14 protein-coding genes and 2 pseudogenes are annotated in these 13,566 nt (G+C 68.2%); 8 read left to right on the top strand and 8 right to left on the bottom strand.

From position 1 onward, the window contains the following. Nucleotides 1–92 precede the first annotated feature (92 nt). Nucleotides 93–1,382: pseudogene (locus ADK67_RS32680) on the top strand (IS701 family transposase); the annotation flags it as partial. 77 nt (nucleotides 1,383–1,459) lie between these two features. Here ADK67_RS32680 and ADK67_RS32675 read toward each other — a convergent pair. Continuing rightward, on the bottom strand, nucleotides 1,460–1,822 hold the full coding sequence (locus ADK67_RS32675; protein ID WP_053720413.1) for a GntR family transcriptional regulator: 363 nt from the start codon (nucleotides 1,820–1,822) through the stop codon (nucleotides 1,460–1,462). A gap of 17 nt (nucleotides 1,823–1,839) precedes the next feature. Continuing rightward, nucleotides 1,840–2,730, bottom strand: a complete 891-nt coding sequence (locus ADK67_RS32670) for a hypothetical protein (RefSeq protein WP_053720412.1) — start codon at nucleotides 2,728–2,730, stop codon at nucleotides 1,840–1,842. A 519-nt stretch (nucleotides 2,731–3,249) separates the two neighbouring features. Here ADK67_RS32670 and ADK67_RS51470 point away from each other — a divergent pair. Continuing rightward, the gene (locus ADK67_RS51470) at nucleotides 3,250–3,405 is read left to right on the top strand and encodes a hypothetical protein (protein ID WP_157621017.1); all 156 of its coding nucleotides are present in this window, start codon (nucleotides 3,250–3,252) and stop codon (nucleotides 3,403–3,405) included. A gap of 722 nt (nucleotides 3,406–4,127) precedes the next feature. Here the strand turns inward: ADK67_RS51470 and ADK67_RS32665 are convergent. After that, nucleotides 4,128–5,603: a SulP family inorganic anion transporter gene (locus tag ADK67_RS32665; protein WP_053720411.1), complete on the bottom strand. Its 1,476-nt coding sequence runs from the start codon at nucleotides 5,601–5,603 to the stop codon at nucleotides 4,128–4,130. A gap of 361 nt (nucleotides 5,604–5,964) precedes the next feature. Between ADK67_RS32665 and ADK67_RS55460 the strand changes: the two are divergent. The 5 genes and pseudogenes from ADK67_RS55460 to ADK67_RS52865 form a co-directional block, all read left to right on the top strand. Further along, nucleotides 5,965–6,081 (top strand): annotated as a pseudogene (locus tag ADK67_RS55460) (IS982 family transposase); the annotation flags it as partial. 209 nt (nucleotides 6,082–6,290) lie between these two features. Continuing rightward, nucleotides 6,291–7,478 (top strand): hypothetical protein, encoded by a 1,188-nt coding sequence (locus tag ADK67_RS32655; RefSeq protein WP_053720409.1) that lies wholly within the window; start codon nucleotides 6,291–6,293, stop codon nucleotides 7,476–7,478. Nucleotides 7,479–7,579: 101 nt separating this feature from the next. Beyond that, entirely contained in the window at nucleotides 7,580–7,921 is a 342-nt protein-coding gene (locus ADK67_RS51460) for a YncE family protein (RefSeq protein WP_157621015.1), read from the top strand. Nucleotides 7,922–7,982: 61 nt separating this feature from the next. Further along, nucleotides 7,983–8,534 carry a superoxide dismutase gene (locus ADK67_RS32650; protein ID WP_197289730.1) on the top strand — a complete coding sequence of 184 codons (552 nt, stop codon included), beginning with the start codon at nucleotides 7,983–7,985 and terminating at the stop codon, nucleotides 8,532–8,534. A gap of 222 nt (nucleotides 8,535–8,756) precedes the next feature. Then, nucleotides 8,757–9,131: a potassium transporter TrkG gene (locus ADK67_RS52865; RefSeq protein ID WP_197289731.1), complete on the top strand. Its 375-nt coding sequence runs from the start codon at nucleotides 8,757–8,759 to the stop codon at nucleotides 9,129–9,131. A gap of 184 nt (nucleotides 9,132–9,315) precedes the next feature. Here ADK67_RS52865 and ADK67_RS51450 read toward each other — a convergent pair whose 3' ends face one another. Beyond that, nucleotides 9,316–9,501 carry a hypothetical protein gene (locus ADK67_RS51450; RefSeq protein WP_157621013.1) on the bottom strand — a complete coding sequence of 62 codons (186 nt, stop codon included), beginning with the start codon at nucleotides 9,499–9,501 and terminating at the stop codon, nucleotides 9,316–9,318. Between the two features lie 268 nt (nucleotides 9,502–9,769). On the opposite strand from ADK67_RS51450, the gene ADK67_RS32645 reads away from it, so the two are divergent. Beyond that, nucleotides 9,770–9,988 (top strand): hypothetical protein, encoded by a 219-nt coding sequence (locus ADK67_RS32645; RefSeq protein ID WP_053720408.1) that lies wholly within the window; start codon nucleotides 9,770–9,772, stop codon nucleotides 9,986–9,988. 329 nt (nucleotides 9,989–10,317) lie between these two features. Here ADK67_RS32645 and thpD read toward each other — a convergent pair whose 3' ends face one another. The 4 genes from thpD to ectA are packed head-to-tail and all read right to left on the bottom strand — an operon-like array spanning nucleotide 10,318 to nucleotide 13,452. Further along, complete coding sequence (gene thpD / locus ADK67_RS32640; RefSeq protein ID WP_053720407.1) at nucleotides 10,318–11,205, bottom strand: ectoine hydroxylase; 888 nt, start codon at nucleotides 11,203–11,205, stop codon at nucleotides 10,318–10,320. Then, entirely contained in the window at nucleotides 11,202–11,648 is a 447-nt protein-coding gene (locus ADK67_RS32635; protein ID WP_053720443.1) for an ectoine synthase, read from the bottom strand. The genes thpD and ADK67_RS32635 overlap by 4 nt, the downstream gene beginning before the upstream one ends. Then, on the bottom strand, nucleotides 11,645–12,904 hold the full coding sequence (gene ectB / locus ADK67_RS32630) for a diaminobutyrate--2-oxoglutarate transaminase (RefSeq protein ID WP_053720406.1): 1,260 nt from the start codon (nucleotides 12,902–12,904) through the stop codon (nucleotides 11,645–11,647). Before ectB ends, ADK67_RS32635 begins: the two co-directional genes overlap by 4 nt. After that, the gene (gene ectA / locus ADK67_RS32625; RefSeq protein WP_053720405.1) at nucleotides 12,901–13,452 is read right to left on the bottom strand and encodes a diaminobutyrate acetyltransferase; all 552 of its coding nucleotides are present in this window, start codon (nucleotides 13,450–13,452) and stop codon (nucleotides 12,901–12,903) included. Before ectA ends, ectB begins: the two co-directional genes overlap by 4 nt. Between the last annotated feature and the right edge of the window lie 114 nt (nucleotides 13,453–13,566).

Raw genomic sequence — 13,566 nt, 5'->3', positions numbered from 1 at the left:
CGAGTCGCGTATTCGGGCAGGGTGCTAGTAGTACTTCGTTAGGTCGGGTGAATCTTCTTTAGTCGCAGGCTGTTCGGACCGTTGATCACGGTGTGACACCGGAGGAGATCAACAAGGTTCGACCACGCCTGGAGGCCTTTGCGGCGGGCATGTTCGCGGGGTTGCCACGGTCCGATCAGCGCGCGAAGGGCGAGCTGTACCTGCGGGGTTTGATGCTGGACGGGCAACGCAAATCCATGCAGCCCATGGCCGCGCGGCTGGGTGTGGACCATCAGCGGTTGCAGCAGTTCGTGTCCTCCTCGACCTGGGATCACAACGAGGTCCGGCGCCGGTTGGCCGTGTGGGCGCAGGACGCGATCGCCCCGGACGCCCATGTGATCGACGACGTGGGCTTCCCCAAGGACGGCCCGGAGTCCCCCGGGGTGGCCCGCATGTACTGCGGAGCACTGGGCAAGACCGGCAACTGCCAGGTCGGGGTCAGCGTGCACCTGGTCACCGACTACGCGTCGGCGGCGGTGGACTGGCGGCTGTTCCTGCCCGAGTCGTGGGATCCGGCCGGCATCACCGCCCCGGCGCGTGCCGCGGATGTCGACCGTCGCCGGCGGCGCTGCGGAATCGGCGACGATGTGGGGCACCGGGAGAAGTGGCGGCTGGCACTGGACATGCTCGACGAGACCCGCGAGTGGGGGCTGCCGGACCGGCCGGTGGTCTCCGACGCCGGTTACGGGGATGTCACCGCGTTCCGTCTCGGCCTGACCGAACGTGGGCTGCCCTACATCGTCGCGGTCAAGCCCACCACCAGCGCCTACCCCGCCGACGCCGCACCCGAACCGGTGGCCCACACCGGGCGCGGCAGGCCACCGCTGCCCCGGTATCCGGAGGATCCCGTCAACCTCAAGGCCATCGCCCTGGCCGCCGGACGCCCGGCGCTGCGCTCGGTCACCTGGCGGCACGGAACCAGGAAAACCCTGGGAAACCCCACTGCGAAGATGCGTTCCCGGTTCCTGGTGGTGCGGGTACGCCCTGCCAACCGGGGTATCCCCCGCGGCGGTGACGGAAGCGTCCCGGAGTGCCGACTACTGGCCGAATGGCCGCCCGGCGAGCCCGAGCCCACCGCTTATTGGCTGTCCACCCTGCCGTTCGACACCCCGGTCAAGACACTCGTGCGACTGGCCAAGATCCGTTGGCGGATCGAGCACGACTACCGAGAACTCAAGCACGGCCTGGGTTTGGACCACTTCGAGGGCCGCACCTACACGGGCTGGAACCGTCACGTCACCCTCGTCTCCGTCGCCCAGGCCTTCTGCACCATGCTCAGGCTCGACCCAAAGCCCCTGCACCGGCCTGACCCTCTACGCCGTACTCCGCGCCCTCCAAGGACTGCTCGCCTGCTGGGCCGGTGCATGCCCAACCTGCCATCGCAGAATCCCCTTACACCGAAGGACCTAACGAAGTACTACTAGCCGCCGTTTCGGTAGGCATGCAGCACGGCCTGCACCGCGTGGTGTGAGTTCACCCCGAGCGCCTTCGCGGCCAGCACGTAGTGGGTCGCCGCGTCGTCGAGAGCCGTGGCGACATCGGTCTCGGGCTGGGGGACGGCGGCGACGACGGTGCCCGCACGCCTGGCGGTGTGCAGCAGTCCGGCCGTCTCCAACTCGCGGTACACCCGCGCGACCGTCCCGACCGACAGGCCGAGATCACGTGCCAGCTGTCGAATCGACGGCAAGAGCGCGCCCACCGGCAGTTCGCCGACCCGCATCAAGTGCAGGAGCTGGTCACGCACCTGCCGCCAGGGAGCCACGCCGCTGTCGGGATCGACCATGATTCGGGTCGTCCCGGTCACTCGGCGCTCCGCCGCCGGGAGGACGGGTTCGCCACGAAGCCCCAGCCCAGCGCCGCGACCATGAACACCAACGGCCCCACGAAGTTGGCGAACGACGTGTACTCCAGCCAGCCGGGCATCGGCGACGAGTCCGGTCTCAACCCCGCCGTGCCGCGCAGCACGCCGAGGTAGTTGTTCACGGGCACGACCATCGAACCCATCCACGCGATGCCGATACCGACCGCCACCCTCGCGCTCCGCCTGCGCAGCGCGGCGTCCACCAAGGGATCGGCGACCGAACCGCGCCGCACCGCCAGCCGCACCACACCCAGGACCGCGACCAGGCCCACCACCACTCCGATCAGCACGATCCACCCCACCGGCAGGGCCATCTCGGCGCGGTGCCGGTCGGACACCGAAGACAGGACGTCGTCAGCTTGCACCATGGCGACGGACCGCTCGGCCCACGGCCGGGCGAGCAGTCCGATGACGGCGAACAGCACGGCCAATCCGCCCAAGGCGAGAAAGGTGACCATCGCCGACCTCGGCACCAGATCACGCCACCGGCGGCGGGTCAGCGTCGCGACCCGAACACCACGCACCGGCCGCAACGCCGCGACCACTTCCGCGAGCAACAGGGCGACGATCACCGGAGCGAGGTTGCGGACCGCGTTCGAGTCGGGGTAGGGCAGTCCCAGCATGCGCTGCCCGGCCGGGATGATCAGGAACAGCAGCGGGTAGAGCAACCGCCGGTCCCGCAGGTACCGGACCGCCTGAAGCTCCTGCTGGTCAACGGGCTCGGGAACGCCCCAACGCCGGAGGAACCGCCGCCCTCCCGCCCGGGTCGGCCACAGCACCAGCAACACGGCGAGGCCGATAAGCCCGTTCACCAGCGCTGTCTCCAACACGCGCCCCCTTTGTATCAACCCCTTGACACAAAGGCTCTCACGGCCGTCAACCCACGACCCTCGGTCGAGACTGCTTGCGGTGGATCAAGAACGACGTGAACACCCTGCCGTGCGATCCGCACGAGTACGGTCATGCGCGGGACTTCGATGCACTGCTGCCACTGGGCGCAACCGCACGTCACCCACCTACTCGCGCTCAAGTGCGCCGAGAACGCGATCCGCAACCGACACGACACCCATCGACCTGAACGCGCTGCCACAGTCTACGACCATCGCGACGGACGACGCGCCCGAGTCGCTGCGGCACAGCTACTCCCGCAGCGTCCGCTCGCACCGCGACAGCGCCTTGGTCAACGGCGACCCGCGCCGGTCCCGAGAACGAACGGCTGCCCACCATCGAACTGTCGGCGTGGCCCGTGGCGAGGTCGGGCCATTCTGCGATCAACGCCCCACTCGCCCGTCGTAGAGTCGCGGTGGCCGTACAAGGCCAGGCCGCCGGGCATCGAGACGAGCAAGGCCGTGGCCGGCGCATTCGCCCGCACCGGCGGCTCGGGGGTGAAGGTCTCCCTGCAGCTGGACGCCCTGCCCTGGCACGACATCCCAGACATGGACATCGCCGAGCGCGGGCACGGTCGCACCGAACGCCGCACGTTCCAGGTACCCCCAGCGAGCTGAGCTTCGGGACGGGGACTCCGCGCACCGAACACGTGTTCCTGATCGATCACCACACCGCCTGCCGCGCCACCGGCCCGCGCAGCGCCGCCACCGCGTTCGGCGTGACCAGCCCGACCAGTCCGCAACACCCACTGACCTCCGCACATGCTTCGCCGGCACACACCGGTCGAGCACTGCCACGCCTCACGACAACGGCGGAAGCGGTTGGTCGAGACGACGGCGGTGCGCCGAGCCGTCGACGGGCGGACGCCAGGTAGCCGGCCTTCGACATGGCGGCGAACAGCTGCATCTCCTGCACGAGGACGTGCGCTCGTCCAGATCACGGGCCTACGCGCCGCCATCCATCCCGGTCAGCGCGACACCGCGGTGGCGGACCTGCCGACGCAGCAGGATCTCCGAACCCTCCAGCAACTGCGGAGCCGGACCGACCGGATGGCCGTGAAAGCCCGCTGACGGCTCTGCGCGCCGCCCTGTGCTCTGGTCTGGACGCGGTGCTCGCCTGCGACCGCGAGGCCGTCCAAGCGCGAACCCGGTCGTCACACCGTGCCCTGCGCGCCTGTAAGTGGCGCAACACCGCCATCACGCAGTCGCTCTGGCCGATCGCGCACAACAGCTGAGGGTGATCGCGGCGGCCGCTCGTGACCGTTTTGACGGCGTGGGTCAACGGCGTCGGTCAACGGCGAGGGCACCGAGGCCCGCAGACGTTGGTCGACGAAGCGTTGTCAAGAGGCCCCCTGCGGCCGGTTCTCGACCGCGGCGTCGAGCTTGACCCGTTGGTCCTCGTTCGCGAGTGCGATCAGCTTGCTCTCGATGTGCGGTGGCAGGTCCGTGATGCCCACCTCGACGCCGGACTTGTGCGAGTGGTCCATGAAGGTCAGCAGCGCCATCGCCCCGGACATGTCCATGTAGTCGACCTTCCCCAGGTTGAGCGACAGGCTCGGCCGGCCGTTGCGCAGTGTGGAGAAGACATGATCGACGGACAGGAACGACAGAGGGCCCTCGATGCGATAGGTGTCGGCGTCTTCGGCGACGACCGAGGCTTTGCGCCGGCGTGACTGCACGACGTGGACGATGAGGGCCAGGACGACGCCGACCGCGACCGCGACGGTCAGGTCGACCAGCACAGTGATGATCATCGTCGCGAACATCACGACGACATCGCCCCTCGGCGAGACATGAGCCTTGCGCAGGCTTGCCCAGTCGAACATGCCGAACGCGGTCAGCATCAGGATGCCCGACAGCACGGGGAGCGGGATGTACTGCACGACGGCCCCGAGACCGGCCACCAAGGCGAGGAGGATGACGCTGTGCGTGGCGGCCGACAGCCCGGTGGTACCGCCGCTGCGGACGTTGACCACGGACCTGACGGTCGCGCCGGCGCTGGCCATGCCGCCGAACAGCCCACTGGCGATGTTGCCGAGTCCTTGGCCGACCAGTTCCTTGTTGCTGCGGTGCCGCCTGCCTGTGATGTTGTCCATGACCACCGAGGTCAGCAGCGAGTCGATCGAGCCGAGCAGCGCAATGCTGAGCGCGGGCAGCACGAGCGTGAGGATCAGCGAACCGCTGAACTCCGGAATGGCGATCGAGGGAATGGACTCCGGGATCCGGCCGATGTAGTCCACGGTGGCGTTGAGCGTGACCGGGCCGATGCGCACGTCGTGCAGCAGTGGACCGACCAGTGGCAGGATCGAGGTGATGATCACGAGCGCGATCAGGCTCGCCGGGATCGACTTGATCAGCCGGGCGGACACGAGCATCAGCACGATCGTCGTCGCGACCACCAGGAAGCTCCGCTGCACCTGGTCGAGCTCGCCCAGGATGATGATCAGTGCGATCCCGCCCATGAACCCCGATACGACGGGGTGGGGTATGTAGCGGATGAGCGATCCGAGCCTGCCCAGGCCGAACAGGATCTGGAACGCGCCCGCCATGACGAAGGCGATGAACGCTGACTCCACTCCGTGGGTGGCGATGACTCCGGTGGCGACCACGGTGATGGGGCCGGTGGGTCCGGTCACCTGAGCCGGCGTGCCACCGAACACCGCGGCGAAGAAGCCGGCGAAGATCGCGCCGTACAAGCCCACGAGCGCGCCTTCGGAGGTTCCGGTCGCGGTGACGCCGAACGCGATCGCCAGCGGTAACGCGACGATGGCCACGGTCAGCCCGGAGAGGATTTCCTTGGTGATGCGCTGAACCATCGGCCCCCCTGTGCCACGGCGCTGACCTGCTCGGACTGTGAGCCGAACTGCCGGTCGACCTTCCGGCGACCCCGAAGGGAACGTCTCGTAAAGATCGTTCAAAGGCAAGACCAAGGGAGCTTCGCCCGAAGTCCGCCGACATGTCCTCGACGCCTGACGCCTGCGCCACCCGGCCGGGTCACCTCACCCACGTCCACACCGCCGGCCTGCGCGAAAGAGTCGGTGGACGGGGAAGGAACCAGCGGCATTCCACATCTGCCGGAATGCGAAGTTCTCATTATCGGAACTTCGCTGTGTGATCAGAGACACACGCTCCGTCGTCGCGTGATACGTGGCCGACGGTTGGGCCAAGTACGGCTAGGAACGACAGGTGCTCATGGCGATCTGCGACCACGAACCCCACCTGCTCACCGAACGACACGGCCTGCTGATCATCGCCGACAAGGACTACGTCTCCGCCGAACTCGACCGTTTCCTGGTACCGGTGCTCGAAGTGCGCCGCCGTCACCGTGCCACGGGCGACCGCGGTCACCATGCCGAAGGCGTTGACGTGCCAGCGCGACTTTCGGCACGCCCACAGGCTGCTGACCGACTCCTCCCCATTGGACCGGATGCCCCACCACTCACCGGCCTGCTCACCGCAATCGGACGTCACAGAGGCGATCACGCCGGCGGTACGGTGGGCCGATGTGGGATCCGCTGTGGGCCTTCCTGCTGGACGTGGCGCCGTTCCGCCGCCTGGTGAGGGCCGCGGTCGACCACGGGGTGCAGGAGGAGTCGCGGGCCGCGCGGAAAGTGATCGAGGAGCTCCGGGAACATCAGCGCCGGGAACTCCTACGGCGTGACGAGCGCATCGCGGTCTTGCAGCGGCAAGTCTCCGACTTGCGACGGCAAGTCGAGGAACGGCGGGCGTTCGCGGCGCCGTTGCGCAAGGAGGTGCTACTGCGCGAGGACTACCAGGCCACCGAGGTGGAGCGGGACGAGCTGACAGAGGTGGACCTGTTCACCTGTCTGGGTTGTTCGTCCATCTGGCAGGTGAACACTCGCCCCGACGACACGCGCAGCGTGCTCCGGCCGCACGGGAGCGGCTGCGACGAGTGCCGGGACCACCCGTTCGAACGAATCCGGACGGGCCCGGCCGGGGTCGTGGTCGAGCCTGCCTCCCCGGTGGATGCGCCGATCCCCTTTTCGGCTGATCTGGAGCTGCCGGAGGACCACACCGCTCGGATGAGGATCACGTCGAAGTTCGTGGCCGACCTCATCGAGGGCGGGCTGGAGTCCTCTGTCGCCAAGGGGGTAGTGCGGGAGGCCGGTGAGTACGCGCGCAACGCACTGTGGCCCGCCGACCGGTGCACGACGCTGAGCGCGATCGCCAACGGCCTCGCGCCGATACCGAACTCGGTCAAGACCGGCATCAGGTGGATCGCCACCGGGATCGTCGGGGTTCCGGAGCTGGTGGCCGAGACCATCGCCGAGGTCGCGACGCGCACCCTGGTCGAACCGATCCCGCTCCGATCCCTCGCCCAGGCGATCCGCGTCGTGGGCGTCATGTCCTGCGCGGCGGAGAACCAGCTCGCGCGATGCCAGTGCCTGCGCGACTTCGCCACCAAGGACCTGACGGAGCCGCAACTGTCCCACGCGCTCGAAGACGCCCTCACCAACGCCACCGAACCGCCCGCCGACAGCGCGCTCAACGTGCTGACCCTCGCCGACGTGATGACCGAGGAGCCGCGCGGGGAGCTGAGAGAACTGCCGGTCACAGCCCCACCACGGGAACCGCCGGAACCCGTTCCGCCGGAACCCGTTCCACCGGAACCGGAACCGGGCCTGGACCGGCCACACCTGAAAGACATCCGAACCCCAGGGGGGATGTGAAGCCTCGCCGTCGGCCCGGTGAACGGGCGGTCACCGGTTCGGACACCGTCAGCGTCCTGGGCCCCACTGCCAAACCCCTCGATGTCGTCAAGGTCCAGCGCATGCCCGAGGGCTCCGCGGCGGCGCCCGACGACAGCTTCGCCTACATCACCAACACGGGGTCGGACACCGTGTCGGTGACCAACGCCAAGAACGGCAAGCCCGCAGCACCGTTTGCCGTCGGCAAGTCGCCCGATGGCGGGCCGTCACCTCCTGACATGGTGTCAAGTGACCGGAGCCCTCGTCAGCAGCAATACGGCCATAGCCACGACGGCTGCACCGTTGGCGACTTGGTCAATAGACGCGAAGTTGCAGCAGTTCTACATGCGGGCTCAATATCTCCAGTTAAGTTGAAGAGTTTCCTGTACACGAATTACGGTCTGCTTACGGTGAACTCACAGTGAGGCATGAAGAGACCACCGATGCTAGCTTCGGACATACGCCGCCCCTACCGAAAGGACGAGTGTGAAACGTCTGATTCCTCTGTTCGTCGGCGGATTGCTGGCGGCGATCGTGACGCCCACGGCGTCCGCCGATGTCGCGCAAAGTTCTGATGTCGCACAGAACTCCGGTGTCGCGGTGACGGTGGCCCGCTTCGCCACCCCCGACACCGCGACCAAGGCCTACACCTACGACACCGCGTTGATCGCATCCGGCGCGGCGGTGATGGTCGTGGCCACCCCGGTGCGGCGCTCGACGAAGACCTTGCTCAGCGTGTACGGCCTGGTCCCGAACCGCACCTACGGCGCGCACGCCCACCAGCGGCCGTGCGGCGCGATGGCCACCGACGCCGGCGCCCACCACCAGCACGTGGTGGACCCGAACCAGCCGTCGGTGGACCCGGCCTACGCCACCACCGACGACCGCGGCCGCGCGGTGGTCGGCGCGGTCGTGCCGTGGCGGTTCGCCGACCGCCGGGCGGGCTCGGTCGTGATCCACGCCCAGCGCACCGCCACCGAGCCGGGCAAGGCGGGCACCGCCGGTCCCAGGGTCGGCTGCGCCACGGTGCTGTTCTGACCCGTCGAGCCTGACAGGAAGGCCGGCCGGAACCGGCGGGTCGGCCTTCCTACGCAATCAGTAACCCGAACTCCAGCGCCGGTGATGACGCCCTAATGACGACCGCAAACATCCGACACGTCCTTCCCCAATTCGAAGAGAACAGCCGGAGCGATTTGCCCAGCCCTGTTTCCGACGTCGACGGCGGAGCAGTTTCCTGTTCGACAGTGATAAGATATGCGGGTGGTCGTGGGTGTCGAGGCGGGAGCACCCCTGTCGATCAGGAACGGCGGGAGGCTGACAGTATGCGGCGAGGTCGCCGCAGCCTACGGAGGAGTGTTCCACGCGGTGTCGGCCTTCAAAAACGCCGGGTTCGCCCTCTACGCCACCAGCCTGACCCCGTTCGCCCCGACCCGTGGGCGTGGTCCCGATCATGGTGACAGCGCCCGACACCGTATCGATGCGGACACCGATCCCGCTACGCCGACCGTCCGGTTTGCGCTTCTGCCCGATTTCGGCATCTGGTCGCGCGGAGCGCCGGGAAGTCTGGTCGGCACGCCCCCATCGCGTTCGATTGTGGCGGAGTGCCGCCTGCCCCGCTTCACTCCGCAGCGATGATCGGCTTCCCATCCTGTCCACAGCAGGGAGCCGCCCTGCGGCAGAACCCGCCCACGACCTCAGCGCAAGCAGCATCCCTGCCGTCGGGACGTGGAGGCTGAGCTTTCACTCCGACCTACACCCGATCTACGCGGCTGTCAGCGATGCCGACCAGCACCACAGTCGTAACGGCGAATTGTCGATCTCACACCGCACAGGAATCACAGCGGTGCGGGCCGATCGCCCGGTCCCGGCCCGCCCAGCCTTTCACCACCGCCCGGTGCCACAGCACGACCCACTCATCGGCGCTGCGGTTGTCGAATCGACAACCGCAATCGTCGCAGATCAGGAGCAGAGCGGCAGGATCTTCCTCAACAGGGAAAGCGGTCACGGCGCTGGCGGTCGACTTCCTGGCTCGAACTACGGCAAGAGGAGGTGTCGCTCTCATCGTCTCGCGGACTCCCCATCACTGTGGTCGACAACTCCGCGGTACGACCTTGCGTTCACCTTGCGATGAGAGCCGAGTGCGGCAAGTGGGAGCCGTTCCGCATGCTGCTGACACTCGCGGTCCGCGGCCCGACGATCGTCAGGCACTCGTTAGGTCCTTCACCTGCGTTTTCCCGGAGGATAGAAGGAGCGACCCGAACAGAGGAGCAGCCGTGATCGCCGACCAGCACCGACGGGATCCCGTCTGTCGTGACACCGTGCGCGCCTTGACCGCCGAGTTCCGAGGACGCGTCTCTTCGACAGTCGTGGCTCGCACCGTGGTCACCGCCAGAGAAGACCTGCAAGGGCAGATCCAACCGGAGGCCTTGGCCGAGATGCTGCACCGGCTGGCCCAACACCGGCTCGACGCCATGATCACCGCACGCACCTGAGCACCACCCTGGCAAAGCGCACCAGCACCGCCACGAGGTCGTCGGATCAGCACGCGAACGTCGTCCGGACACAGGACCACGCCCGCCTCGACGAACCTGGCGAAGGCATCGATCAGGACCATGCTGATCTTCTTGGGCACCTGCGGGACGGCCCGGCGGATATCGGCACAACGGCGCGGCGTGACGACCCGAACCCCATTTGTCCTCTGTGGACATCTAAGACGAGTCGTGCAGGACTCCCGGCGGGGTGCCGCCCTCCGCGAGTCCCGCACCACCATGCCGCGGATTCCCCCGACTGCCGCGGCGTGACGAACACCGGACTTCCGAAGTCAGCTCAGCGGGGTGAAGTCGCGTGAGGCGACGAAGTCCGGCCGCGGTCGGGCCGCGGCGAACGGCTTCACCAGGGTGTTCTCCACGCTGTTGAACACGAGGAAGATGTTGGAGCGCGGGAACGGGGTGATGTTGCTGCCCGAGCCGTGCATGCTGTTGGAGTCGAACATCAGCGCCGAGCCGGCCGGGCCGGTGAACTGCTCGATGCCGTGCGCGTCCGCCAGTGCGGTGAGGTGCGCCCGGCTCGGGACGCCGATCTCCTGCTCCTTCAGCGACGACCGGTAGTGGTCGTCGGGTGTCGCGCCGGCGCAGGGCACGAAGGTGCGGTGGGCGCCGGGCATCAGCATCAGGCCGCCGTTGAACGGGTAGTTGTCGGTCAGCGCGATCGACACGCTCACCGCGCGCATCAGCGGCATGCCGTCCTCGGCGTGCCAGGTCTCGAAGTCCGAGTGCCAGTAGAAGCCCTTGCCGGTGAAGCCAGGCATGAAGTTGACCCGGCTTTGGTGCACGTACACGTCCGAGCCGAGGATCTGGCGGGCGCGGTCGAGGAGCCGCGGGTCGGCGGCGAGTCGGGCGACCAGTTCGCTGATCCGGTGCACCTCGAAGACGGAGCGCACGTCGTCGGACTGCTTCTCCACGACCGTGCGCTCGTCGGCGCGGACAACCGGGTCGGCGCGGAGCCTGCCGACCGCGTCGCGGAACAGGTCGACCTCTTCGGGGCTCAGCAGGTTCTCGACGGTGAGGAAGCCCTTGGCGTCGTAGGACGCGAGCGTTCCGGCGTCGAGCGGCCCGGAGGTTTCCCCGCCCCAGACGACGGGCTCGGCTCGGGTGATCGGCGCCGCCTCGGTCGCCGTGCGGGTCGGGTACCGGTCCGTGGTCGTGGTCATGCGCGGGTCTCCTCGTCGGACGGCAGGTTCGCCGGGTCGTCGCCGTTCCCCTGTTCGTCCAGGCGGATCAGCGGGTACACGCCGCGTTCGTCGTGCACTTCCCGTCCGGTGACCGGGGGGTTGAACACGCAGATCGCGCGGATGTCGGTGACGGGCCGCACCTGGTGGCGCTCGTGCCCGTCGAGCAGGTAGAGCGTGCCGGGGCGCAGCGCGAAGACCTCGCCGGTCTCCTTGTCGACCAGTTCGCCGTGGCCTTCCACGCACAGCACCGCTTCGACGTGGTTGGCGTACCAGAAGTCGTTGACCGTGCCCGCTTTCAGCACGGTCTCGTGCATCGAGAACCCGACCCGGTCCCCGGCCAGGATGATGCGCTTGCTGCGCCAGTTGGGCGTGACGACATCGCGGTCGGTGCCGTCGAGGTCGTGCAGCGAACGGACGATCACGGCGCTCCTCCCGTGGTGGCGCACTCGCGCACGGACTCGGTGAGCAGGGTCAGTCCTCGTTCGAGCTCGTCGTCGGTGAGGGTGAGCGGCGGCATCAGCTTGACCACCTCGTCGTCCGGGCCGGAGGTCTCGACCAGCAGGCCGCGCCGGAACGCCGCGCCCGCCACCCGGCCGGCCAGTCCGGTCTCCTCGAACGCCAGGCCGCGGGCGAGCCCGCGCCCCTTCGCGACGCTGCCGGGCACGGTCGCGGAGATGTCCTGCAGCGCCCGTTCGACCTGTTCGCCCCTGGTCTTGGTGCTCTTCTCCAGCCGGTCGTCGGCCCAGTACTCGCGCAGTGCCGCGGTGGCGGTGACGAACGCCGGGTTGTTGCCGCGGAACGTCCCGTTGTGCTCCCCCGGCTCCCACACGTCCAGGTCCGGGCGCACCAGGGTGAGCGCCATCGGCAGCCCGTACCCGCCGATCGACTTCGACAGGCAGACGATGTCGGGCACGATCCCGGAGCCCTCGAAGCTGAAGAACGGGCCGGTCCGACCGCAGCCCATCTGCACGTCGTCCACGATCAGCAGGATCCCGTGCGTGCGGCACAGCGCGGCCAGTCCCGCGAGCCAGTCGAAGCGGGCCGCGTTGATGCCGCCCTCGCCCTGCACCGTCTCCACGATCACTGCCGCGGGGGCGTTGAGGCCGCTGCCCGCGTCGCTGAGCAACCGCTCGAAGTACAGGAAGTCCGGGTACTGCCCGTCGAAGTAGTTGTCATAGGGCATCGGCGTCGCGTGCACCAGCGGAATGCCCGCGCCACCGCGTTTCATCGAGTCGCCGCTGACCGACAGCGCGCCGAGCGTCATCCCGTGGAAGGCGTTGGTGAAGTTGACCACCGACTCGCGACCGGTGACCTTGCGCGCCAGCTTGAGGGCCGCCTCGACCGCGTTCGTGCCGGTAGGTCCGGGGAACTGGACCTTGTACTCCAGACCGCGCGGCTGGAGCACCACCTCGTCGAACGCCTCCAGGAAGTCCCGTTTGGCGGTGGTGTGCATGTCGAGGGAGTGGGTGATCCGGTCCTCGGCCAGGTACTCGATCAGGGCCTTCTTGAGGACCGGGTTGTTGTGCCCGTAGTTGAGCGCGCCGGCGCCCGCGAAGAAGTCCAGGTAGCCGCCGCCGTCCTCGTCGTAGAGGTGCGCGCCGACCGCGCGGTCGAACACCACCGGCCACTTGCGGCAGTAACTGCGGACCTCGGACTCGAGGCTGGCGAAAATGCTCACGTCTCTCCTGGTGTTCGAGTGCGGGGCGACCCCGGCCACGGCCCGAGGCGGTGCAGTTCTTCGGCTTCGTGCGAATCGGGGAACAGGTCTTCGGTGAACAGCGGCTCACAGGTGTGCCGGACGCCGTGGTCGCGCGCCAGCGCGGTGAACAGCCGGATCGACGCCTCGTTGGTCGCCGTGACCGTCGTCTCGACAAATGTCGTGCCGCGGCCGACCAGGTCGTCCAGCATCGCTCGCGCGACGCCGCGACCCCGGTGCCGCTCTGCCACGGCAACCTGCCAGACGAACAACGTTCCTGGCGCGTCCGGGCGGGCGTAGCCGGTGACGAAGCCCACGACCTCCCCACCCGCTCGGGCGACCGCCGAGGCAGCGGCGAAATCCCTGACCCACAGCAGGTAGGCGTACGAGGAGTTGACGTCGAGCACACCGGTGTCGACAGCCAGGCGCCACAGTGCGCCCCCGTCGCCGGCGGTCGGTCGCCCGACCGAGAGCGGTGGCACGGCGCCCGACTGGAGCACGCCGTGCTGCTTCGTCCGTTCGGCGAACATGCTGCCGGAACGTAACAGCCGCGAGGAACGTGCGGGCACACCTCGCGCCACCTGTCAGGCAACCGCAAGGTTGACCATCCACTTCGGACTCCATCCGCTGTGACATACCAGAAT

The sequence above is a fragment of the Saccharothrix sp. NRRL B-16348 genome, from assembly GCF_001280085.1.
GTDB lineage: Bacteria > Actinomycetota > Actinomycetes > Mycobacteriales > Pseudonocardiaceae > Actinosynnema.
The sequence above is the reverse complement of the archived record's forward strand: the minus strand, read 5'-3'. Positions and strand labels throughout refer to the sequence as shown.

Bases quoted from the DNA above. Each gene is read 5' to 3' on its own strand.
- ADK67_RS32675 (WP_053720413.1), bottom strand. From the start codon at position 1,822: ATGGTCGATCCCGACAGCGGCGTGGCTCCCTGGCGGCAGGTGCGTGAC.
- ADK67_RS32665 (WP_053720411.1), bottom strand. From the start codon at position 5,603: ATGGTTCAGCGCATCACCAAGGAAATCCTCTCCGGGCTGACCGTGGCC.
- ADK67_RS32655 (WP_053720409.1), top strand. From the start codon at position 6,291: ATGTGGGATCCGCTGTGGGCCTTCCTGCTGGACGTGGCGCCGTTCCGC.
- ADK67_RS51460 (WP_157621015.1), top strand. From the start codon at position 7,580: ATGCCCGAGGGCTCCGCGGCGGCGCCCGACGACAGCTTCGCCTACATC.
- thpD (WP_053720407.1), bottom strand. From the start codon at position 11,205: ATGACCACGACCACGGACCGGTACCCGACCCGCACGGCGACCGAGGCG.
- ectA (WP_053720405.1), bottom strand. From the start codon at position 13,452: ATGTTCGCCGAACGGACGAAGCAGCACGGCGTGCTCCAGTCGGGCGCC.